Genomic DNA, 20225 nt, shown 5'->3' with positions numbered 1-20225 from the left:
CACATGACCGAAGACACGCAGACGTTCGACTCGACAGTATACTACGACGAAGACGCCGACGAGGAGGCGATCGCCCACGAGACCGTGGCCGTGCTCGGCTACGGCTCGCAGGGCCACGCCCACGCGCAGAACCTCGCGGACAGCGGGGTCGACGTGGTCGTCGGCCTCCGGGAGGGCAGCGCCTCGCGGGCCGCCGCCGAGGGCGACGGGCTCCGCGTCGCGACCCCCGCGGAGGCGGCCGCCGAGGCCGACATCGTGAGCGTGCTCGTCCCAGACACGGTCCAGCCGGACGTGTACGAGAACGCGGTCGAACCGAACCTGGAGGCGGGCGACACGCTGCAGTTCGCCCACGGGTTCAACATCCACTACAACCAGATCCAGCCGCCGGCGGACGTCGACGTGACGATGGTCGCGCCGAAGTCGCCGGGGCACCTCGTGCGCCGGAACTACGAGAACGACGAGGGGACGCCCGGCCTGCTCGCGGTGTATCAGGACGCCACCGGCGACGCTCACGCCCAGGGGCTCGCGTACGCGGCCGCCATCGGCTGCACCCGCGCCGGCGTCGTGGAGACGTCGTTCCGCGAGGAGACCGAGACCGACCTGTTCGGCGAGCAGGCCGTCCTCTGCGGCGGCGTCACGTCGCTCGTGAAGCAGGGGTACGAGACGCTCGTCGACGCCGGCTACTCCCCGGAGATGGCGTACTTCGAGTGTCTCAACGAGCTGAAGCTCATCGTCGACCTGATGTACGAGGGCGGGCTCGGCGAGATGTGGGACTCCGTGTCCGACACCGCCGAGTACGGCGGGCTCACGAAGGGCGACGTCGTCGTCGACGAGCACGCCCGCGAGAACATGGAGGAGGTGCTCGAAAAGGTCCAGAACGGGCAGTTCGCCCGCGAGTGGATCGCCGAGAACCAGGCCGGGCGACCCTCCTACACGCAGCTCCGCACCGCGGAGAAGAACCACGAGATCGAGGCCGTCGGCGAGGAGCTCCGCGGCCTCTTCGCGTGGCAGGAGGCCGACGACGAGGAGGAGGAGTCGGCCGAGGTGACGGCCTGATGAGCGAGGGGACGCTGTACGACAAGGTGTGGGAGCGGCACAAGGTCACCGAGCTCCCGAACGGCCAGGACCAGCTGTTCGTCGGGCTCCACCTCGTCCACGAGGTGACGAGCCCGCAGGCGTTCGGCATGCTGCGCGAGCGCGAGCTCGACGTCGCCTACCCCGACCGGACGTTCGCGACGACGGACCACATCGCGCCCACGGAGGCCGACAAGCGCGAGCGCCCGCTGGCGGACGACCAGGCCGAGGAGATGCTCTCCGCGCTCGAACGCAACGTGAGCGAGAGCGGGATCACGTTCTTCGGCTTCGAGTCGGGCAAGCAGGGGATCACCCACGTCGTCGCCCCCGAGCTCGGGCTCTCTCAGCCGGGGATGACCGTCGCCTGCGGCGACAGCCACACGGCGACCCACGGCGCGTTCGGCTCCGTCGGCGTCGGCATCGGGACGAGCCAGATCCGCGACGTGCTCGCGACGGGCTGTATCGCGGCGGACAAACAGAAGGTCCGCCGAGTCAACGTCGAGGGCGAGCTCGGCGAGGGCGTCTACGCGAAGGACGTCATCCTGAAGGTGATCCAGGAGCTCGGCGTCGACGGCGGCGTCGGTCACGTCTACGAGTACGGCGGCCCCGCGATCGAGGCGCTCGACATGGAGGGCCGGCTCGCGGTGTGTAACATGTCCATCGAGGGCGGCGCCCGCGCCGGCTACATCAACCCGGACGAGACGACCTACGAGTACCTGAAGGGCCGCGAGTACGTGCCCGAGGGCGAGGCGTTCGAGGAGCGGAAGGCGTACTGGGAGTCGGTCGCGTCCGACGACGACGCCGAGTACGACGACGTCGTCACGGTCGACGCGGACGGGATCGACCCGCTCGTCACCTGGGGGATCAACCCCGGACAGGTGATCGAGATCTCCGAGCCGGTCCCGGCGCCCGACGACTTCGCGGCCCGGACCGACCGGGAGGCCGCGGAGCAGGCGCTCGACCACATGGGCATCGAGCCCGGCCGGTCGATGCTCGGCTACGACGTCGACGTGGCCTTCCTCGGCACCTGTACGAACGGCCGCCTCTCCGACTTCGCGGAGGCCGCGAAGATCCTGGAGGGCGAGACGGTCGACGAGGGCGTCCGCGCGCTGGCCGTCCCCGGCTCCGAGACCGTGCGCCAGCAGTGCGAGGAGCGCGGCATCGACCAGACGTTCATCGAGGCCGGCTTCCAGTGGCGCCGCGCCGGCTGCTCGATGTGCCTCGCGATGAACGACGACGCCCTGGAGGGCGACGAGGTCTGCGCGTCCTCGTCGAACCGCAACTTCGTCGGGCGGCAGGGGTCGAAGGACGGCCGCACCGTCCTGATGAGCCCCGCGATGGTCGCGGCCGCGGCCGTCGAGGGCGAGGTCGCCGACGCGCGCGACTACCTCGACGACGGGCCGACCGGCGGCGCCGGCGGCGTCGAGGAGGTGGCGGACTGATGGCCCCCGACGCGAGCGGCGGCGACGGGGAACAACACATCACCGAGGTCGCCGGCACCGGCGTGCCGATCCCCGGCGACGACGTCGACACCGACCAGATCCTGCCGGCGAAGTTCATGAAGGAGGTCACGTTCGACAACATGGCGGACTACCTCTTCTACGACGCCCGGCGGGACGACGACGGCGAGTTCAACGACCACCCCCTCAACCGCTTCGAGGGCGCGTCGATCGCGGTCGTCAACTCCAACTTCGGCTGCGGCTCCTCGCGGGAGCACGCGCCGCAGGCGATGATGCGGTGGGGGATCGACGGGATCGTCGGCGAGTCCTACGCCGAGATCTTCCGCGACAACTGCAAGTCGCTCGGGATCCCGGCGGTCACCGCCGACCACGAGACGGTCACCGAGCTCCAGGAGTGGATCGAGGCGAACCCGGACGGCGAGATCGACATCGACGTCGAGGCGAAGACGGTCACCTACGGCGACACCGTCATCGACGTCGAGATCGACGGCGCGATGCGGGAGGCGCTGGTCGACGGCATCTGGGACACGACCGCGCTGATGTACTCGAACCGGAGCAAGGTCGACGCGACCGTCGACGGGCTCCCCTACGTCGAGGGGGACGACTGAATGGGCGAGGAGATCGCCGTCATCGAGGGCGACGGGATCGGCCGCGAGGTCGTCCCCGCCGCCGTCGAGGTGTTGGAGGCGTTCGACGTCGACTTCGAGTTCGTCCGGGGAGACGCCGGCGACGCGACGAGGGAGCGGACCGGCGAGGCGCTCCCGGCCGAGACGTACGAGCTCGTCGCGGACGCGGACGCGACGCTGTTCGGCGCGGCCGGCGAGACGGCCGCCGACGTCATCCTCCCGCTGCGCGAGGCGGTCGACTCGTTCGTCAACGTGCGCCCGGCGAAGGCGTATCCCGGCGTCGACGCGGTCCGGCCGGAGACGGACGTCGTCTTCCTGCGCGAGAACACCGAGGGCGTCTACGCGGGCCACGAGGACCGCCTCTCCGAGGACCTCTCGACGCTCACGCGCGTCGTCACCTCGTCGGCCTCCCGGGAGCTGGCGGAGTACGCCTGCGAGTTCGTCGCGGACGGCCGCGGGCCCATGGGCGACCCCGACGAGGGGTTCACCGTCGCGCACAAGGCGAACGTGATGCGCGAGACGGACGGCCGGTTCCGCGAGGAGGTGCTGTCGGTCGCCGAGGAGCGCGGCGTCGACGCCGACGAGGAGCTGATGGACGCGTTCGCGACGAAGCTCCCGCTCGACCCGACGGGGTACGGCGTGGTCGTCTGTCCGAACCTCGCGGGCGACGTGCTCTCGGACCTCGCGGCCGGGCTCGTCGGCGGGCTCGGCCTCCTCCCGTCGGCGAACGTCGGGCACGACAACGCGCTGTTCGAGCCGGTCCACGGCACCGCGCCCGACATCGCCGGGGAGGGGGTCGCGAACCCGACCGCGGCGATACTGTCGGCCGCCATGCTGCTGGAGTACCTCGGCCACGTCGAGGAGGGGCAGCGGACGCGCGACGCGGTCGAGGCGGTCCTCGCCGACGGCCCGCGCACCGGCGACCTCGGCGGCGACGCGACGACCGACGAGGTCACCGCGGCGATCGTCGACCGGCTGTAGCGGCGGACTCGCCCGGGTTCGATCCCCGAGACGCCGTTTCACGCGGTGACCGCGGGCGAACCACAAGAAAGGAAACCCTGCGGCCCGTCGGTCGGGTATGAGCAACTACGAAGTCGCGATGGAAGCCGCCTGGTTGGTCCGCGACGTCGAGGAGACCGACGACGCCATCGGCGTCGCGGTCAGCGAGGCCGGCAAGCGACTCAACGAGACGGACAAGCAGTACGTCGAGGTCGAGCCCGGCGTCACCGGCTGTCCGGCCTGCGGCGAGCCGTTCGACGCCGCGTTCCTCGCGGCGAACACGGCTCTGGTCGGGCTCCTCTTGGAGATCGACATCTTCAACGCCGACAGCGAGGAGCACGCGGAGCGGATCGCGAAGAGCGAGGTCGGCGGCGCGCTGCGGGACGTCCCCCTCGAAGTCATCGAGATCGTCGAGACGGAGGGCGACGAGGACGACGACCGCGACGACGAGTGAGCGAGGATCGGGCGAGACGGCCGGTCGGTCCTCACGGCCGGTCGAAACGCGCGCTCGCCGCCGCGATATCGGTCGCCGCCGAAACCTTTTCTAATAACCCGGAGTTATTCACCGTATGGAACTCCCGACGCCACAGGACCTCCGCGAGCGGCGGACGACGCTGGAGCTGACCCAGAGCGAGCTGGCGGACGCGGCGGACGTCTCACAGCCCCTGATCGCGCGGATCGAGGGCGGCGACGTCGACCCGCGGCTCTCGACGCTCCGCCGGATCGTCAACGCGCTCCAGGAGGCGGAGGGCGAGGTCGTCCGCGCCAGCGACCTGATGAACGAGACGGTGATCAGCGTCGCGCCCGACGACGCGGTGCGCGAGGCGGTCGACCTGATGGAGGAGGAGGCGTACTCGCAGCTCCCGGTGCTCCAGAACGGGGTCCCGGTCGGTTCGATCAGCCAGGGCGACGTGGTTCACGCGGGCGAGAACGTGGGCGATCACCCCGTCAGCGAGGTGATGAGCGAGTCGTTCCCCACGGTCGCGCCCGGCGCGACCGTCGACGAGGTCCGGAACCTGCTGGACCACTACAAGGCCGTGATGGTCACCGACGGCGGCGAGACGGTCGGGATCATCACCGAGGCCGACATCGCCGCGCACCTGTCGTAGCGGGCTACTCCTCGCGCTCCGCCGCCCGTCGCTCCGTCTCTCGGCGCTCCGAGAGGTGTTCCCAGACCTCCGTGCAGCCGGCGCCGTCCTCGATCTCGTCGAGGTACTCCAAGCCGTCTTCCTCGGGCTCGTCGCCGTCGTCCGCGTCGTCGTTCGCGGCGACCGCCGGCTCCGACGACTCGGATCGGTCCGTCATTGACTGAGGGTACGTGTCTCGCCGTGATAAGGCGGCGCTCGTTGGTAAATCGAGCCGCGGCTCGTTGATACCGGCAACAATAGCTTATTGTTTCCCGGCGCGCTCACAGCACCAGTCCGCGGATCGCGACGCTCCCCTCGTCGTCCTCTCCGTCCCCTTCCTCCACGCGCCCGATCACGCGCCCCCCGCTTTCGTCGGCCAGCGACTCGGCGTCGTCGGGGTCGAGCGCGGCGACGAAGCCCGTCCCCATGTTGAACGTGCGGTGCATCTCCTCGTCGGAGACGCTCCCCTCGCGCTGCACGAACTCGAAGACGGGCTGGGGGTCGAACGCGTCGTCGACGACGTACCGGTGGTCACCGAGCCGCGTCAGGTTCGTCCAGCCGCCGCCGGTGACGTGGGCCGCCGCGCGCACGCCGTGTCCGCGCATCGGGTCGAGCAGGTCCGCGTAGATCCGGGTCGGCTCTAGCAGCGCCTCGCCGACCGTCTCGTACCCCTCGAACGGGCAGGGATCGGTGTACGCGTGCTCGCGGGTGGCGGCCTCCCGGGCGAGCGTGAGCCCGTTCGAGTGGATCCCCGAGGAGCGCCAGCCGACCAGGGCGTCGCCCGGCCGCGCGGCGCCGTCGAAGACGGCCTCCTTCGCCGCGAGCCCGGCGCAGGTGCCCGCCAGGTCGAGCCCCGAGATCACGTCCGGCATCACCGCGGTCTCGCCGCCGACGAGCTCCATGTCGGCGAGCTCCGCGCCGCGGGCGAGCCCGTCGCCGACCTGCTCGGCGAACCGCTCGTCCGGCTCGTCGACGGCGAGGTAGTCGACGAAGGCGACGGGGCGGACGCCGGCGGCGACGAGGTCGTTGACGTTCATCGCGACGCAGTCGATCCCGACCGTCGAGTAGTCGCCGAGCGCCTCGGCGACGAGGAGCTTCGTCCCGACGCCGTCGGTCGCGAGCGCGAGGTACCGGTCGCCGATGTCGAGGAGGCCGGCGTAGTCGCCCTCGGCCTCGCCGACCGCGCCGATGAGCGCCGCCGTCGCCGCCTCGCTCGCGTCGATGTCGACGCCCGCGTCGGCGTAGGTGAGCTCGTCGCCGCCGTCGCTCCTCGATCTCTCGTCGCCGTCGCTCGTCTTTCCCTCGCCGTTCCCGGTCGCGCCTCCGTCGTCTCCGCCCTCGCCCTCGGTCATGTGTGTCGAGGGACGGCCGCGGAGCAAAAGCGCACCGTTCCCGCCGGGCGGCCGTCCCGTCGCCCGCCTCAGAACGGCCCCCCTCAGAACGGCCCGCCGAAGCCGAGCCCGCCGACGAAGACGAGCCCGACCGTGAGCGCCACCGAGACGAGGAAGAAGCCGGCCCACGCTCCCTTGCTCCAGTCGAGCACCGTCTTCCCGTCGAGGGGGCCGTACGGGATCAGGTTGAACGCCGCGAGGAAGACGTTGATCGCGATCCCGCGGGAGCCGATCAGGGTGATCACGGGGCTCCCGACGACGGGGCCGAGCAGGAGCGCCGGGAGGAAGACGAGCGTGAGCAGGAGGTTGGCAACCGGGCCCGCGAGCGCGATGTGGCCGTGCTCCCGCGGGGTCAGCCGCCCGCGGTGGTGGACCGCGCCGGGCGCGGCGAAGATGAACCCGAGGAGCGAGCTCATCACGGCCAGGAACAGCATGCCGTTGTCGGCTCGGAACTCGGCCACCTGATCGTAGCGGACCGCGACGACCTTGTGCGCGATCTCGTGGAGGAGGAACGCGACGCCCGCGGTGAGCAGCCCGACGAGCAGCGGCGGGACCACCCCCGCCGCCAGCAGCCGGTCGAGGCCGGCGGTGCCGTCGACGAAGAAGAGCGTGAACGCGACGCCGAGCGCGAGCCACGCCACGAGCAGGTCCCGCAGCTCCGTGCCGCTGAAGTAGAGGCCGGCGATCCGGCGGCCTCGGAGGGTCGAGCTCACGCTCGCCCCCCGCGCGCCAGTCGGGTCACGCGCCACCCCCGCCGCCCGTGAGGACGCCTCTGACCAGCTCCGCGCCGGCGTAGGCGCCGTCGATCAGCAGTCGACCCACCTCGTCGACGCCGCCGACCTCGGCGCCGAACATCGCCGGGATCACGTAGACGGCGAACAGGAAGCTCGCGACGATGCTGCCGACGTTCGTCATCGCGACGACGACGATGAGCCTGAACAGGGGGACGTCGAGCATCGAGGAGACCAGCTCGGAGGGCGACAGCGTCTCGTCCGTGAGCAGGTCGTTGAGCGTCCCGATGTCGCCGACGTTCACGGTGAGGCTCCTGAGCTCGACGTAGCCGGTGAACCAGCCGGGCGCGAGCACCGGGTTGATCGAGGTCATCCACGCGACCGCGCCGCCGACGCCCGCGGAGGTCCACCGCGCGCCGGCGACCTTCGCGAAGGCGAACGCGAAGGCCCCGTTGATCAGGAACCACGCGCCGAACAGCCGGAAGAGGAAGGCGTTCTCGACGCCCGCCAGCGCGAGCAGGACGAAGAAGCCGACGAAGCCGACGGTGATCGCGTAGCCGATCGCCTTCTTCCACGGCAGCCTGCTCCCGCCCCGCTCGCGGCCGACGAGCTCCTCCATCGGCGGGAGGGTCGCGGGGTTCGCGAGGTACCCCTCGATCCCCGCGCGGTGACCCGCGCCGACGACGGCGACGACGTCCTTCCCGGCCTCGCGGAGCGCGACGAGCCGGTGGGCGATGAACGCGTCGCGCTCGTCGATGAGCGCCTCGGCCCCGCCCGGGGAGAACTGCCGGAACTCCTCCATCATCATCGTCACCACGTCGGTGTCGGTGAGCTCCTCGACGTCGAGCTCCTCGATGCCGCCGTGGTCCGGCTCCCCGCCGCGACCGGCCAGCCCGAGCAGCGCCGACACGGCGACGCCGAGGGTCAGCCCGAGCGAGATCCCGAGCCCGAGGCTGCCGATCGCCGTCACGGCGAAGCCGCCGAGGGACGCCGAGACGAACCCGTCCGCGACGCCGGAGACCGCCGCGGCGATCCCGGCGGTCACGCCGAGCCCGCTCGCCGCGTAGAGCCGGCCGTCCGGCGAGAGCGCCAGCTTCCCGACCTGGTCGACGGCGACGCCGACGGCGACGGCGACGAGCACGCCGGCGGTCACGCTCGTCAGCAGCGCGTCCGTGACCCCGAGCGCGCCGCCGAAGAGGCCGATCGCCGGCCCCGCGAGGACCCCGACGAACAGCCCCGCGAGGACCCCGACGACCCGCGAGTCGGTGACGCCGAACGCGAGCCCGCCGACCATCCGGAGCTTCTCCGTGACGGTCATGCGGGCCCAGAAGCGCTGGATCGTCGTCTGGATGTCCCGGTCGACGAGGGCGACGTCGATCCCGAGCCCCTCCGCGACGTCGATGGCCGCCCGCATGTCGGCGCCCGGCTCGATGTCGAAGCGCTCGCCGAGCTGGGTCTGGACGTACGAGAGCATCCAGTACGCGAGGAACTGGAAGACGGTGTTCCCGCGCAGGAGGTCGCCCGCGTCGAGGTCGTCGGGGGTCTCGCCCTGCAGCTGGCGGTACCGCCCCTCGTCGAGCTCGACGGCGACGACGTCGGGGCGCTCGCGCTCGATCGCCGCCTCGACCTCGTCCACCGAGCGCTCGGAGACGTGCGCGGTGCCGACGACCGTCACGGAGCCGGCCGCGTCGCCGTCGGTCCCGCCGTCGCCGGCGGACCCGACGCCCTCGCCGTGGCCGGGCGCGGCCGGGGGGTCGCTCGCCGTCGGGGGCGCGGACGCGCCGTCGGAGCCCCCTGGCGTCTCTGTCATTACGGGGACGTACCCCCTCGCCGCGTTTAGGGTTTGTGAGTCGGTAGCGGACCGCCGGGGTCGTCGCCGATCCAACAAATTTGTATCCTCACGGCGCGGATCGGCGGTCATGTCGCGGCTGTTGCCCTCCCTGCCCGACGCGACTCCCGAGGACCGGGAGCCGCGGGTCGTGGGCGTCGACGACGAGGACGCGGACGACCTCATCGCCGCGCTCGGCTCCGAGACGGCCCGCGAGATCCTCACGCACCTCCACGACGAGCCGGCGACGAAGTCGGAGCTCGCGGCCGAGGTCGACACGTCGCTCCAGAACGTGCAGTACCACCTCTCGAAGCTCGACGGCGCCGACCTCGTCGACGTCGTCGACACGACCTACTCCGAGAAGGGCCGCGAGATGGACGTGTACGCCGCCGCCGACGAGCCCCTCGTGCTGTTCGCCGGCGGCGAGGAGGAGTCGGCCGGCATCAAGAGCGCGCTGACGCGGCTGCTCGGCGGGTACGCGCTCATCGCGCTCGCGGCCGCCGTCGCGCAGCGCCTCCTCGCGGTCGCGGACCCGACGGCGCGCGTGACGACCACGACCGGGAGCGGGGGCGACGACGCGGGCGTCACCACCGAACAGGCCGGCGACGGCGGCGGGGCCGACGCCGCCGCGGACGGGGAGGCGATCGACGGGACGGTCGAGTACGTCGTCGACCCCCTCGCCGAGTACGCCGTCTCCGCGCTCGAACCCGGCGTCGTCTTCTTCCTCGGCGCGGCGCTCGTGTTCACGGTCGCGTGGGCGTACTGGTACCGGACGAGCGGGACGTGAGCGACCGGACCGCCGGGGCGTGAGCGACCGGACCAGCGGAGCGTGAGGGCCCAGGCCGCCGGGGCGTGAGCGGGCGCTCCGCGCGGCGGGCGGGGTCGGCCGTGGGACAGCTATTCATGCCGCCGCCACCACGGTCCGGTATGGAACACGAAGCCGATGTGGTCGGGGTCGGAGCGGGCTCCGCGCCGGGCGGCGACGTGCCGGCGGTCATCCTCTCGGTCCGCGACGAGTACGTCCCGATCTTCGTCAGCGCCGACCAGGCGCAGTCGATCGGGATGGCGTTGGAGGGAGAGCCGTTCGATCGACCGCTGACGCACGACCTGCTCGTCGAGGTCCTCACCGAGTTCGGCGGAGCGATCGACCGCGTCCGGATCGACGACCTCCGCGACGGCACCTTCTACGCGAAGGTCGACGCGGAGCGGTACGAGGACGGCGAACCGGAGCGGTTCGTCTTCGACGCGCGCCCCTCCGACGCGCTCGCGCTCGCCGTGCGGATCGACTGCCCCATCGTCGTCTCCGACGAGGTGGTCGACGAGGCCGGCCGCTCCCCCGACTCCGTCCACTTCGACGACGGTCCGCCGGAGGGGTCCTGACGGCGACCCGAGCCCCTACCGCCGAGGGTGGGGCCCCGAGGGACCGATCCCGGGAGCCGGCCCCGAGAGCCGGAGGTTCAAGTCGCCCGCCCGCCCACCGCCGGTATGGACGAGACGGCGACCGTCGCGGAGTCGTACACCGAGATGACCGAGATGCTGCTGCCGAACGACACGAACAACCTCGGCCGGGCGCTCGGGGGCGCGGTCCTCCACTGGATGGACATCTGCGGCGCGATCGCCGGGATGCGCTTCGCGAACCGACAGGTGGTCACCGCCTCGATGGACCACGTCGACTTCATCGCGCCCATCGAGATGGGGGAGGTCGCCGTCATCGAGGGGTACGTGTTCAACGTCGGGCGCACGAGCCTCGACGTGAAGGTCGACGTGCGCGCGGAGAACCCGAGGACCGACGAGGAGCGCCGGACGACGACCTCCTACTTCACGTTCGTCGCGCTCGACGACGAGGGCGCCCCGGCGGGCGTCCCGGAGCTGACTTGCCCGACGCCGGAGGAGGAGGCGCTCCGCGAGGAGGCGATCGACGGGCGGCGCGAACAGCTCACCGACATCGTCGACCGGTACGACCTGTGAGCGGAGCTCGGTGCGACCGCTACTCGCCGGCGACCACGTCGACGCGCGCGTCGCTCTCGGCGGCGTCGGTCGCGTCCTCGCTCTCGCCGGCCGCGCCGGCGTCGGCCGATTCGACCGCCGCCTCGTGCGCGTCCCGGACCCGCGCGGCGAACGCGTCGAGCGACTCCCCCTCGTCGCCGGCGGCGAGGTGGCTCTTACAGCCGCAGTCCGACGCGCCGAACCCGTCCACCGGGCCCGCCGAGAGGCGGTCGGCGACCGCGCACTCGACGTCGGCGCCGACGCTCCGGACGACGCGGTCGATCCGGGCGTCCGGGTGCCCGAGCAGGTGGTCGACGTGCCAGTGGCGGACGTCGTGCTCCCCGCGTGCGGTTCGGCGGTGGCGGTCGACGCGCGAGAACCCGCCCGCGCCGAGTGCGCTCCCGGTGTACGCGTAGACGCCGGCGTCGATGGCGTGCGCCCCGAGCGCGCCGACCCCGATCTCCGCGGGGGCCGCGAGGTCGATCAGGAGGGTGTAGGTGCCGCCGTCGGGGTCGCCGACCGACGCGTCGCTCTCGGGGTTGCCCGCGTCGGCGCCCTCCCCGCTCACGACAGCGCCTCCGGCGGGTCGCTCGCGGCCGGGCGCAGGTCGTCGACGAGGTCGCGCGCGGCGTCGGTCAGCCGGTACTCCTCGTGGACGTCGTCGGGGTCGCGGTCGCGGCCCGAGAGGGTCCCGACGACGTCGGCGATCCGGTCGTAGTTGTCGCGGACGAGCCCGCCGACGATCCCCGGGGTGCCCGCGCGGTCGGCGAGCTCCTCGGCGGCCGACCGGCCGGCGTACACCCGGCGTTCGCCGGGGTCGACGAGCACCATCGCGAACGGGCGCGAGCCGAACTGCGCGTCGAGGAACGGGCCGACCGGGTCGGCCTCCCACGGCACCGCGACGACGCCGTCCAGCCGGCGGAGCGCGAGCGCCGCGACCGAGCAGTACGGACAGTCGCCGTCGAAGATCAGCACCGGCGCGTCCGAGTCGTGACTCATGAGTGCGCGTACGTGCCGCGGCGGCTTAAGCGACCGGCCGCCGGTGAGAACCGAGGGCCGGAGTCGCCGTCGCGTCTCAGTGCGAGTGGCCGAGCGCGTCCTCCAGCGACTGCCCGAACCGCTCCTCGAACAGCTCCGCGGCCGTCTCGTTCATCGCCGCGATGTCCTCGGGGACGTCGCCCTCGCTGTGGTGGACGATGACGTGCGCCTGCTGGGCCATCGCCTGCACCACGACGTCGCTGACGACGCGGGTGCCCCGCTCGCCCTGCTCGCTGAGCACGTCGACGAGACCGGCGGGCAGTTCGAACGACTCCTCGTCACCGTCGGGACCGGTGATCGTGTAGGTTTCCGTCTCTCCCATACGCCTCACTCGCGGCCGGGACATAAGGGTCTGTGGAAACCGCGCGACACGGGCGCACACGCGCGCCGGTCCCGTGTGGCCCGACCCGCCGTCCGAGGGTTACCCGTGCGCAGAGATCGCGTTCACCGAGGAGCCCGAGAGGGCGACGGTCGCGAGGTACACCGCGATCGCGGTGACGACGATCGAGCCGCCGGAGGGGAGGCCGAGCCCGATCGAGACGGCGAAGCCGCCGAGCACCGAGAGCTGGCCGAAGATCACCCCGAGGTACGTCGTCTCGCGGAAGCTCCGCGCGACCTGCGAGGCCGCCGCGACCGGAACGACGAGCATCGCGGCGACGAGGATGACGCCGAGCACCTGCATCGCGCCGACGACGACCACCGCGGTCAACACCACGAGCAGCGCGTTGTAGCCGGTGACGTTGAGCTGGGCGACCCGCGCCGCCTGCTCGTCGAAGGTGATGAAGAGGAGCTGCTTGTACGTCAGCGCCACGCCGGCGACGACGAGCAGCGAGAGCGCGCCCATCAGCCGCGCGCCCTCGGCCGTGACGACCGCGAGGTTCCCGAACAGGTACCCCTCGATGTTGATCGCGGTCAGCCCGCGCCCGTAGCTGACGATCAGGGTGCCGACCGCGAAGCTCCCGCTGAGCATGATCGCGATCGGCACGTCGCCGTAGGCGTCGGTGCGCTCGGTGAGCCACTGGACGGCGAGCGCCCCCGCGACCGCGACGACGAGGGCGACGAGCAGCAGCGACCCGTCCCACCCGGTCGACGCGTTGACGAGGATGCCGATCGCGACCCCCGCGAACGCCGTGTGCGCGAGCGTCTCGCCGATCAGCGCCATCTCCCGGTGGACGAGGAACGACCCGACGAGCGGGGCGACGACCCCGACGAGCACGCCGACCGCCATCGACTGCCACATGATCGGGTGCCGGAACACGTTCGTCCCGAACGCCGCGTCCATCCCCCGGCCGAGCGCGCGGAACGCGACGTACAGGTCACTCGCGACCGGGAGGTCCTGCGCCCAGTAGAGCAGGAGGAACGCGAGCATGCCGACCGCGACGGCCGCCGTGACGCCGAGCGCTGCGAGCTCGGCCGTCCGGCGGAGCCCGCGGTCGGGCCTCGCGACCGCGTTCGCGCCCGGCTCGTCCTCGCCGTCCGTCGCCGTGGTCCCGCTCATCAGTGGTGATGGTGGACGACCTGTCCGGTCGCGCCGTACGCCTCCGCGAGGGCGTCGCTCTCGACGAACGACTCGGTGTCGCCGTGGTGGTACAGCTCGGTGTTGATACAGGCGACGCGGTTCGCGCGGTCGGTGACGACGCCGATGTCGTGCTCGATGAGGATGACCGTGATCCCGTCGTCGTTGAGCTCGTCCAGGAGCGCGTAGAAGGCGTCGCGCGACTCGGCGTCGACCCCCACGGTCGGCTCGTCGAGCGCGAGCAGGTCCGCGTCGCTCGCGAGCGCGCGGGCGATGTACGCGCGCTGCTTCTGCCCGCCGGACAGCTCGGTGACGAGCCGGTCGGCGAGGTCGCCGATCCCGACCGTCTCGATCGCGTCGGCGACGGCGGCGCGGTCGGCCTCGGAGAGCCGCCCGCGGCCGGCGTGCGCGAACCGGCCCATCGTGACGCACTCGCGGACGGTGACGGGCATCGACCCGCCGCGGCTCGTCGCCTGCTGGGAGACGTAGCCGATCCGGCCGCCGTCGTCGAACTCGTCGACCGGGCGCCCGAACAGCTCGACGCTCCCCTCGTCGGGCTCGTGGAGCCCGAGCATGAGGTGGAGCAGGGTCGTCTTCCCGGAGCCGTTCGGCCCGACGAGCCCGAGGAACTCGCCCGCCTCGACCGTCAGAGAGACGTCGCTCACGGCGACGGTGTCGCCGTAGGCGAACGTCACGCCGTCGAGGTCGACGATAGCGGTCACTGCGTGTCCCTTCGCTGTGTCGGCCGAACGTTTAGCTCTTTTACTCCGCGCTCGCGCCGGGGGTCGTCGCCGCCGGCGGCGGGGCGGTCGAGGTCGTCGGAGGCTCCGAGGCGCCGGTTCACTGCGCCCCGAACGCCCGCTCGAACGCGGGGACGTTGACCTCGGTCATCTGTTCGAGGTAGCCGTAGCCGGCCTCGTTCCACTCCTCCGTGGTCCCGCCGGCGGGGCTGACGGGCATCGTCGCCGTCGCGTCGCTGTTCTCGACGATCGTCTCCGCGAGCCGCGTCGACTCGAACCGGCTGTAGAGGACGGTGTCGATCCCCTCGCTATCCACCAGCTCGATGGTGTCGGCGATCTCGCCCTGGCTCGGCTCGTTCTGCGGCGAGACGCCGACGGGCGAGTGGAGGCGGAACCCGTAGCGCGCCTCCAGGTACTGGAAGGAGTTGTGGCCCGCGATGACCGCCACGTCGCGCTCGGCGTCCTCGGCGATCGACTCGAAGGCGGCGTCGACCGCGTCGAGCTCCGCCGCGTAGGCGTCGGCGTTCTCGGCGTAGGCGTCGGCGTTCTCGGGGTCGGCCTCGCCGAGCCCGGTCGCGACGGTCTCGACCATCCGCGCCGCGAGGACCGGGTCGACCCAGACGTGGGGGTCGTACTGGCGGTCGTCGCGGCTCGCCTCGTCGCCGTCGTGGCCCTCGTCCTCGTGATTCTCCCCGTCGTGACCGCCCTCGTCGTGGCTCTCGTGCGAGTGGTCCCAGGCGAGCAGGTCGTCCTCGACGTCGGCGAGCGCGTCGACGACCGCGACGGAGTCGTAGTCGGCTTCGAGCGTCGCGGCGAGGTCCTGCGCCCACGCGAACTCGGGGCTGTCGAGGTAGACGAACGCGTCCGTGGCGGCGACGTCCGCGGCGAGGGTCCCGTCCGGCGTCCAGCCGTGCCCGAGGCGGCCGACCTCGACGGGGCTCTCGAAGCTCGCGCGGTCGCCGACGACCTCGTTGGCCCAGTCGTTGAGCGTGAAGAAGGCGGCGTACCCGCCGTCGAACCCCGCCGAGCCGCCGGAGCCGCCGCCCGCGGCGCCCGAACAGCCGGCGAGCGAGGCCGCCGAGCCGGCCGCCAGCAGGCCCGCCCCGCCCCGTAACACCGACCGACGTGAGTGAGTCATACCGATCCGTACCGCCCGTTAATAGAAAAGTGTTGTTACTTCACAACCCAGAGTTAATAACCGAGGGCGAGGAGCGCGGGTTCGATCACCAACGGCGTCGTCGTCGATCGGCGGCGTCGGCGGCGTCGGCGGCGGGACCCCCGTCCGCCCTCACTCGGTGAGGTCGACGGTCGTCGCCTCGGCCAGCGACGCGAGCCGGTCGGGGTCGATCGCGAACACGGCGCTCGGCGTCCCCGCGGCGCCGTAGACGGTGTCGTAGCCGGCGAGAGTCGGGTCGAAGACGGTCGGGAGCGCGGCGTCGTGACACAGGGGCGGCACGCCCCCGATGCTCCAGCCGACGGTCTCACGGATGCGCGTCGGGTCCGCCATCGCGGCGCCGTCGGCGCCGAAGTGAGCCGCGACCGCGTCCAGGTCGAGGCGATTCGCGCCGCTGGTGATCGCGGCGACCAGCCGACCCTCGTCACCCTCGACGTCGCCGCCCGAGAGCGACACCACGATCGTGGAGGCGATCGCCGCGGTGTCGCAGCCGACGGCGTCGGCCGCCGCGGCCGCCGTCTCCGTGCCGGCGTCGAACTCCAAGATCTCGAGGTCGACGCCGTATCTGTCCCGCGCCCGTGCCGCGAACTCCGCCGCGCGCTCGTGCATGGAGGGAGGAGGCTCGCGGCGGGGTATGAAGCTCTCGGCCGCGGCACGTATGGCGACCCGTCAGGGAGACGTCGCGAGCGCGACGAGTCCGGCGTCGACCGCGACGTGCACGCCCTACCGCGTCCGCAGCTCGTCCTTGTCCTTGATCACGCGGGCGTCGCCCTCGCCGGAGGTGACCTCGTTGACGAGGTCGTACAGGTCGTTCTGGAGGCCGGCGGGGAACGTGAGCACGCCGACCCACGAGCCGTCGTTCTGCCACTCCTCGCGCTCCAGGTCGCCGAACTCGCGGATCTGCGCCTGTCCGGAGCCCGCGTAGTCGGCCGGGAGCTGGACCGCCATCGTCACCTCCTCGAACCGGATCGGGATGACGGGGCGGAGCGCCTCCAGCGCGTCGTCGACCTGGTTCTCCACCGGCTCCATCGGGTCGACCTGGAACCCCGCCTCCTCCAGCGCGCGCTCGATGCGCTCCGGCGGGTGCGGCGAGTCGTCCATCTGGGGGTTCACCGCGTTGCGCGTGATGGTGGTGACGAGCTGGTTGTGCTTCCGCTCCTGCATCTCCTCGCGCTGCTCGGCGGTGATCTGGATCTCCCCGCGCTCGACGACCTCGGGGATGATCTCCAGGGCGTCGGTCGTGCCGAAGACGGTCTCCAAGTCCTCCTCCGCCGGCCGGTCGCCCCGCGAGGCGTTCTCGAACACGTCCTCCGCGGCGATCACGTCCTCCAGGTCGCCCTCGAACTCCCCGCGCTTCATCGCGAGCGCCGCGTCCGGATCGATCAGCACCTCGAACCGTTCGCCGTGCGACTCCAGTCGGGCCGTCACGGCCTCGTCGAGCGATATCATACCCCCAGATACCACCCCCGTACTGAAAAACCCTCCCGCGCGGGGTCCGCGCCGTCGTCTCCCGGGTCAGCCGCCCGCCTCGGGTCGTTCGTCCGCCCAGTCGTCGCGACAGGTCTGCGAGCAGAAGTGCCGGTGTTCGACGTCGACGCCGTCGACCCACGTGAGGGTTCGACGGTCGACGCCCAGCGCCGGCTCCCCGCAGGTCGCACAGCGCGGCGCGGACTCCTCGTCGACGTCCTCCTCGAGGTCGGAAGTCGGGTCTACCATACCCGTCCCTACACCCCCGGACACTTGAACCTGCGAGGGGCGGCAGTTCTGTCCGGGCGATCGGGGGTGACGGCCCTCGCCGCCGTCTGCTACCGCCCGACCGACCGGTCGCCGCGGAGGCGGCGTCCCCCGCTCGACGGCGACCGCCGCTCCGAGGGGTGTTCGACCGCGACCTCCGCGTCGGGCGCGGGGTCGGAGAGGATCCGCTCGCGGCCGTCCGGCCACCGGACGACGACCCGCCGCGGCGCCGCCCCGCCGAGCCCGAAGTGCGCGACCGGCTCGGTCTGACAGAGGCAGCCGCCGCCGGCGTCGACGGTGCGGCGCTGGATTCCGGCCGTCGTCTCCAGCCTGACGACGGCGCCGCGGGCGGGGGCGCCGTGACGGGTCGTCGGCCGGACGCGGAGCCAGCCGGCGTCGGCGGCGGCCGGGACGTCGTAGACCGCGACCGGCTGGGCGGCGACCTCGCCGTGGACGACGAGGAGCTCCAAGACGCCGTCGCCGTCGAGGTCGGCCGCCACCGCGCCCGTGCCGAAGCCGTCCGGCTCGGCGGCGGGACCGGGGTCGACGGGCTCCCAGCGGGAGGCGTCGTCGCCCGCGTCCGACCCGTCCCCGCCGACGCGCTCGTAGAGCCGGTTCGGCTCCCCGGAGACGTTGTAGAACAGCTCCTCGCGGCCGTCGTTGTCGAAGTCGGCCGCGACGACGGTCCGGACGCGGTCGGGCTCGCTGAGGGCCGGGGGCGCGACGTCCTCGAACCCGCCGGCAGAGCCGCGACGGAGGAGGCGGTTCGGCCCGTCCTCGTTGCCGACCGCGAACGCGAACCGCCCGCCCTCGTCGACGAGGGCCGCCCCGCGGGTGTCGCCCGCGGGGTCGGACAGCGAGCCGCCGCCGGTCGGGTCGTAATGCCCGTTCTCGTTCCGGAACAGGCGGTTCGGGCCGCGCTCGACGCCGGCGAACAGGTCGCCGGCCCCGGAGCAGTGCGGGACCGCGAGGAGGGACCGACAGCCGCCGTCGACCTCCAGCCCGACGGCGTCGGCCATGTCGGTGACCTCGCCGTCGTCGCCCAGCTCGTAGAAGGCGAGCGGCGCGGCGTACCCGGAGACGGCGACGCCGTACCGGCCGGTCCCCAGCCTGTCGAGCGCGGCGACGGACCGGCCGGCGCGCACGTCGAAGCGGTCCGCGTTGACGTCGAGCGCGAACACGTCGGTCCAGCGGTAGCCGTCCGATTCGAGCCGGCTCAGGAGGAGGTCCGGGTCGCCGCCGCCGTCGACGCCCTTGGTGCAGTTGTGGACGTACACCTCCTCGCAGCCGTCGGCGTCGAGGTCGGCCGCGCAGACGCCCATCCCGTGGCGGGTCCCGTCGGCGACGATGCCGCAGGCCGTGTCGACGAGGCGGTCGCCGTCGCGGGCGTAGAGCCGGTTCGGTTCGCCGTAGCCGGCGACGAAGACAAGCGGTCCGTCCCGTCCCGGCGTCACCGCGACGCCGTACCCGCGGATCGGGTCGTCGTCGCCGACGAGGTCGGACCGCTCGGTGAACATGGTCGCCCGTCACCGCTCGGGGAATATGAACTCACGGGTTGGATTCGGCCCGAGAAACCTAAATACGACGCCGGGGTCCGACCGCGGATTTCGCCCGACGTCGCGGATCCGGTTACGGATCCCGCTCGGCGTAACGGGTGCGAGTCCCGCCCCGCGTGACTGGTCCCGTCAGAGGTTCCGCTCGATGTAGCGGTTCATCGCGCGGACGCGCCCCGCGTCGAACGTCCACGTCCCGCGCCAGACCCGGGGCTCCGACTCGACGGCGAGGAGGCCGACGCCGCCCTCGACGCCGCGCCCGAGGTCCGCCCCCGCGTCGCCGCCGACGGAGTGCGGCCCCTCGGGCGGTCGGTACACGACGAACCAGCTGTTGGTGAAGTCGGGGCCGTCGCCGCCGTGGACGACCGCGTCGAGCCCCCGCGGCAGGTCGTCGGGCACGCCGTACAGGTGGGTGTCGACGCCGGCGTCGGCCACGCTCTCGTACACCCGGCGCGTCCCGACCTCGTCGTCGATCCGCGAGAGGCGCTGGAACGACGACCGCAGCGTCCCGTCGCCGGCCGTCCACGCGACGCGCTCGATGAACCGGGAGACGGTGATGAGGAGGAGCTTCTGTCGGTTGGACTCCGGGTACCCGCGGAGGGTGAACGTCGTGTCGTCGAGGCCGCGTATCACCGACGGGAGGTCGACGTCCGCCAGCGTCCGCGTCCCGGTGACGTACAGGTCGGAGTTCACGAACAGCACCGCGTCGCCGAGCTCGCCGAGCGTCGAGCCGGCGACGACCTCGTCGCCCTCGACGAGCAGCGCGAGGTTCTCCACCGCCTCGGGGTCGTCGCCGTCGAACGGGACCGCGTCGTTCCGCCGGAGCGCGTCGACGTCTATCACCGGCCCCTCGCCCGCGTCCGCCGAGCGCATCGTCAGCCGCTCGGCGGAGAGGCCGGCCCCGCCGGTGACGTCGTTGACCCCGCCGACGCCGCCCGACCGGGACCCGGCGGAATCGGATCGGGTCCCGGCGCGGCCGGATCCGGTGCCGCCGTCGCCGGCGAGGCTCCCGTCGGTCACGTCCACCGGGCTCTCGCCGAACGTGTCGGCGAGCATGTTGAGGACGGGGTCGGGGTCGGTGCGGTTGACGACCACGATGGACCGCTCGACGCCGTCGAACCGATCGAGGAGCCGTTCGAGGGACACGTACCCCGACTGCGGAACTCCGAGGAATAAGCGTTCGTCTGTGGTTATTTAATCTGAGAAACGAGGCGCCGGCGCGTCGGTGAACTTCTCGGTCCGCTTCGG

General features: G+C 72.3%; 24 protein-coding genes. 9 read left to right on the top strand and 15 right to left on the bottom strand.

The annotated features are described in order from the left end of the window. Window positions 1-3: 3 nt before the first annotated feature. The 6 genes from ilvC (at window position 4) to ACFQMF_RS05670 (ending at window position 5268) form a co-directional block, all read left to right on the top strand. The gene (gene ilvC, locus ACFQMF_RS05695; RefSeq protein ID WP_256408525.1) at window positions 4-1056 is read left to right on the top strand and encodes a ketol-acid reductoisomerase; all 1053 of its coding nucleotides are present in this window, start codon (window positions 4-6) and stop codon (window positions 1054-1056) included. Further along, window positions 1056-2516, top strand: coding sequence for a 3-isopropylmalate dehydratase large subunit (gene leuC / locus ACFQMF_RS05690; RefSeq protein WP_256408526.1), 1461 nt, complete (start codon window positions 1056-1058; stop codon window positions 2514-2516). The genes ilvC and leuC overlap by 1 nt, the downstream gene beginning before the upstream one ends. After that, window positions 2516-3142: a 3-isopropylmalate dehydratase small subunit gene (gene leuD, locus ACFQMF_RS05685; protein ID WP_256408527.1), complete on the top strand. Its 627-nt coding sequence runs from the start codon at window positions 2516-2518 to the stop codon at window positions 3140-3142. The genes leuC and leuD overlap by 1 nt, the downstream gene beginning before the upstream one ends. Then, a complete protein-coding gene (locus ACFQMF_RS05680) occupies window positions 3143-4141 on the top strand; it encodes an isocitrate/isopropylmalate family dehydrogenase (RefSeq protein WP_256408528.1) in 999 nt (332 codons plus the stop codon). A 97-nt stretch (window positions 4142-4238) separates the two neighbouring features. After that, window positions 4239-4613: a DUF555 domain-containing protein gene (locus ACFQMF_RS05675; protein WP_256408529.1), complete on the top strand. Its 375-nt coding sequence runs from the start codon at window positions 4239-4241 to the stop codon at window positions 4611-4613. 115 nt (window positions 4614-4728) lie between these two features. Beyond that, entirely contained in the window at window positions 4729-5268 is a 540-nt protein-coding gene (locus ACFQMF_RS05670; RefSeq protein ID WP_094525959.1) for a CBS domain-containing protein, read from the top strand. A gap of 4 nt (window positions 5269-5272) precedes the next feature. On the opposite strand, the gene ACFQMF_RS05665 is transcribed toward ACFQMF_RS05670, so the two are convergent. From ACFQMF_RS05665 to ACFQMF_RS05650, 4 genes are all read right to left on the bottom strand, one after another. Continuing rightward, window positions 5273-5464: a hypothetical protein gene (locus ACFQMF_RS05665; RefSeq protein ID WP_256408530.1), complete on the bottom strand. Its 192-nt coding sequence runs from the start codon at window positions 5462-5464 to the stop codon at window positions 5273-5275. Between the two features lie 103 nt (window positions 5465-5567). Further along, complete coding sequence (gene purM / locus ACFQMF_RS05660; RefSeq protein WP_256408531.1) at window positions 5568-6638, bottom strand: phosphoribosylformylglycinamidine cyclo-ligase; 1071 nt, start codon at window positions 6636-6638, stop codon at window positions 5568-5570. Window positions 6639-6721: 83 nt separating this feature from the next. After that, the gene (locus ACFQMF_RS05655; RefSeq protein WP_256408532.1) at window positions 6722-7390 is read right to left on the bottom strand and encodes a zinc metalloprotease; all 669 of its coding nucleotides are present in this window, start codon (window positions 7388-7390) and stop codon (window positions 6722-6724) included. 25 nt (window positions 7391-7415) lie between these two features. Further along, window positions 7416-9218 carry a TraB/GumN family protein gene (locus ACFQMF_RS05650; RefSeq protein ID WP_256408533.1) on the bottom strand — a complete coding sequence of 601 codons (1803 nt, stop codon included), beginning with the start codon at window positions 9216-9218 and terminating at the stop codon, window positions 7416-7418. A 109-nt stretch (window positions 9219-9327) separates the two neighbouring features. Here ACFQMF_RS05650 and ACFQMF_RS05645 point away from each other — a divergent pair, with 109 nt between their 5' ends. From ACFQMF_RS05645 to ACFQMF_RS05635, 3 genes are all read left to right on the top strand, one after another. Beyond that, window positions 9328-10023: an ArsR/SmtB family transcription factor gene (locus ACFQMF_RS05645; RefSeq protein ID WP_256408534.1), complete on the top strand. Its 696-nt coding sequence runs from the start codon at window positions 9328-9330 to the stop codon at window positions 10021-10023. A gap of 140 nt (window positions 10024-10163) precedes the next feature. Next, window positions 10164-10616 carry a bifunctional nuclease family protein gene (locus tag ACFQMF_RS05640; RefSeq protein WP_256408535.1) on the top strand — a complete coding sequence of 151 codons (453 nt, stop codon included), beginning with the start codon at window positions 10164-10166 and terminating at the stop codon, window positions 10614-10616. A 105-nt stretch (window positions 10617-10721) separates the two neighbouring features. Continuing rightward, window positions 10722-11204 (top strand): acyl-CoA thioesterase, encoded by a 483-nt coding sequence (locus ACFQMF_RS05635; RefSeq protein WP_256408536.1) that lies wholly within the window; start codon window positions 10722-10724, stop codon window positions 11202-11204. A 19-nt stretch (window positions 11205-11223) separates the two neighbouring features. On the opposite strand, the gene ACFQMF_RS05630 is transcribed toward ACFQMF_RS05635, so the two are convergent. The 11 genes from ACFQMF_RS05630 to ACFQMF_RS05580 all read right to left on the bottom strand — a co-directional run bounded on the left by ACFQMF_RS05630 (window position 11224) and on the right by ACFQMF_RS05580 (window position 20123). Then, window positions 11224-11790 (bottom strand): GIY-YIG nuclease family protein, encoded by a 567-nt coding sequence (locus ACFQMF_RS05630; protein WP_256408537.1) that lies wholly within the window; start codon window positions 11788-11790, stop codon window positions 11224-11226. Next, window positions 11787-12221 (bottom strand): thiol-disulfide oxidoreductase DCC family protein, encoded by a 435-nt coding sequence (locus ACFQMF_RS05625; protein WP_092562467.1) that lies wholly within the window; start codon window positions 12219-12221, stop codon window positions 11787-11789. The genes ACFQMF_RS05630 and ACFQMF_RS05625 overlap by 4 nt, the downstream gene beginning before the upstream one ends. A 76-nt stretch (window positions 12222-12297) precedes the next feature. Then, window positions 12298-12582, bottom strand: a complete 285-nt coding sequence (locus ACFQMF_RS05620) for a DUF7545 family protein (protein WP_256408538.1) — start codon at window positions 12580-12582, stop codon at window positions 12298-12300. A 99-nt stretch (window positions 12583-12681) separates the two neighbouring features. Then, window positions 12682-13758: a metal ABC transporter permease gene (locus ACFQMF_RS05615; protein WP_256408539.1), complete on the bottom strand. Its 1077-nt coding sequence runs from the start codon at window positions 13756-13758 to the stop codon at window positions 12682-12684. After that, window positions 13758-14498, bottom strand: coding sequence for a metal ABC transporter ATP-binding protein (locus tag ACFQMF_RS05610; protein ID WP_256408540.1), 741 nt, complete (start codon window positions 14496-14498; stop codon window positions 13758-13760). The genes ACFQMF_RS05615 and ACFQMF_RS05610 overlap by 1 nt, the downstream gene beginning before the upstream one ends. Before the next feature lie 118 nt (window positions 14499-14616). Continuing rightward, on the bottom strand, window positions 14617-15654 hold the full coding sequence (locus tag ACFQMF_RS05605; protein WP_256408541.1) for a metal ABC transporter substrate-binding protein: 1038 nt from the start codon (window positions 15652-15654) through the stop codon (window positions 14617-14619). Window positions 15655-15804: 150 nt separating this feature from the next. After that, complete coding sequence (locus tag ACFQMF_RS05600; RefSeq protein ID WP_256408542.1) at window positions 15805-16299, bottom strand: YbaK/EbsC family protein; 495 nt, start codon at window positions 16297-16299, stop codon at window positions 15805-15807. Between the two features lie 114 nt (window positions 16300-16413). Next, on the bottom strand, window positions 16414-17139 hold the full coding sequence (locus tag ACFQMF_RS05595) for a ribosome assembly factor SBDS (RefSeq protein ID WP_256408543.1): 726 nt from the start codon (window positions 17137-17139) through the stop codon (window positions 16414-16416). 66 nt (window positions 17140-17205) lie between these two features. Beyond that, window positions 17206-17406: a DUF7576 family protein gene (locus ACFQMF_RS05590; protein WP_256408545.1), complete on the bottom strand. Its 201-nt coding sequence runs from the start codon at window positions 17404-17406 to the stop codon at window positions 17206-17208. 89 nt (window positions 17407-17495) lie between these two features. After that, window positions 17496-18941 carry a CRTAC1 family protein gene (locus tag ACFQMF_RS05585; protein WP_256408546.1) on the bottom strand — a complete coding sequence of 482 codons (1446 nt, stop codon included), beginning with the start codon at window positions 18939-18941 and terminating at the stop codon, window positions 17496-17498. A 168-nt stretch (window positions 18942-19109) separates the two neighbouring features. Next, complete coding sequence (locus tag ACFQMF_RS05580) at window positions 19110-20123, bottom strand: hypothetical protein (protein WP_256408547.1); 1014 nt, start codon at window positions 20121-20123, stop codon at window positions 19110-19112. Between the last annotated feature and the right edge of the window lie 102 nt (window positions 20124-20225).

The sequence above is a fragment of the Halorubrum rutilum genome, from assembly GCF_042665015.1.
Classification (GTDB): Archaea; Halobacteriota; Halobacteria; order Halobacteriales; family Haloferacaceae; genus Halorubrum; species Halorubrum rutilum.
Note: the sequence above shows the minus strand (reverse complement) of the source record. Positions and strands in the feature narration are given on the sequence as shown.

Coding starts and splice junctions, on each gene's coding strand:
- ilvC (WP_256408525.1), top strand. CDS start 4: ATGACCGAAGACACGCAGACGTTCGACTCGACAGTATACTACGACGAA.
- leuC (WP_256408526.1), top strand. CDS start 1,056: ATGAGCGAGGGGACGCTGTACGACAAGGTGTGGGAGCGGCACAAGGTC.
- leuD (WP_256408527.1), top strand. CDS start 2,516: ATGGCCCCCGACGCGAGCGGCGGCGACGGGGAACAACACATCACCGAG.
- ACFQMF_RS05680 (WP_256408528.1), top strand. CDS start 3,143: ATGGGCGAGGAGATCGCCGTCATCGAGGGCGACGGGATCGGCCGCGAG.
- ACFQMF_RS05675 (WP_256408529.1), top strand. CDS start 4,239: ATGAGCAACTACGAAGTCGCGATGGAAGCCGCCTGGTTGGTCCGCGAC.
- ACFQMF_RS05670 (WP_094525959.1), top strand. CDS start 4,729: ATGGAACTCCCGACGCCACAGGACCTCCGCGAGCGGCGGACGACGCTG.
- ACFQMF_RS05665 (WP_256408530.1), bottom strand. CDS start 5,464: ATGACGGACCGATCCGAGTCGTCGGAGCCGGCGGTCGCCGCGAACGAC.
- purM (WP_256408531.1), bottom strand. CDS start 6,638: ATGACCGAGGGCGAGGGCGGAGACGACGGAGGCGCGACCGGGAACGGC.
- ACFQMF_RS05650 (WP_256408533.1), bottom strand. CDS start 9,218: ATGACAGAGACGCCAGGGGGCTCCGACGGCGCGTCCGCGCCCCCGACG.
- ACFQMF_RS05645 (WP_256408534.1), top strand. CDS start 9,328: ATGTCGCGGCTGTTGCCCTCCCTGCCCGACGCGACTCCCGAGGACCGG.
- ACFQMF_RS05640 (WP_256408535.1), top strand. CDS start 10,164: ATGGAACACGAAGCCGATGTGGTCGGGGTCGGAGCGGGCTCCGCGCCG.
- ACFQMF_RS05635 (WP_256408536.1), top strand. CDS start 10,722: ATGGACGAGACGGCGACCGTCGCGGAGTCGTACACCGAGATGACCGAG.
- ACFQMF_RS05625 (WP_092562467.1), bottom strand. CDS start 12,221: ATGAGTCACGACTCGGACGCGCCGGTGCTGATCTTCGACGGCGACTGT.
- ACFQMF_RS05620 (WP_256408538.1), bottom strand. CDS start 12,582: ATGGGAGAGACGGAAACCTACACGATCACCGGTCCCGACGGTGACGAG.
- ACFQMF_RS05615 (WP_256408539.1), bottom strand. CDS start 13,758: ATGAGCGGGACCACGGCGACGGACGGCGAGGACGAGCCGGGCGCGAAC.
- ACFQMF_RS05605 (WP_256408541.1), bottom strand. CDS start 15,654: ATGACTCACTCACGTCGGTCGGTGTTACGGGGCGGGGCGGGCCTGCTG.
- ACFQMF_RS05600 (WP_256408542.1), bottom strand. CDS start 16,299: ATGCACGAGCGCGCGGCGGAGTTCGCGGCACGGGCGCGGGACAGATAC.
- ACFQMF_RS05595 (WP_256408543.1), bottom strand. CDS start 17,139: ATGATATCGCTCGACGAGGCCGTGACGGCCCGACTGGAGTCGCACGGC.
- ACFQMF_RS05590 (WP_256408545.1), bottom strand. CDS start 17,406: ATGGTAGACCCGACTTCCGACCTCGAGGAGGACGTCGACGAGGAGTCC.
- ACFQMF_RS05585 (WP_256408546.1), bottom strand. CDS start 18,941: ATGTTCACCGAGCGGTCCGACCTCGTCGGCGACGACGACCCGATCCGC.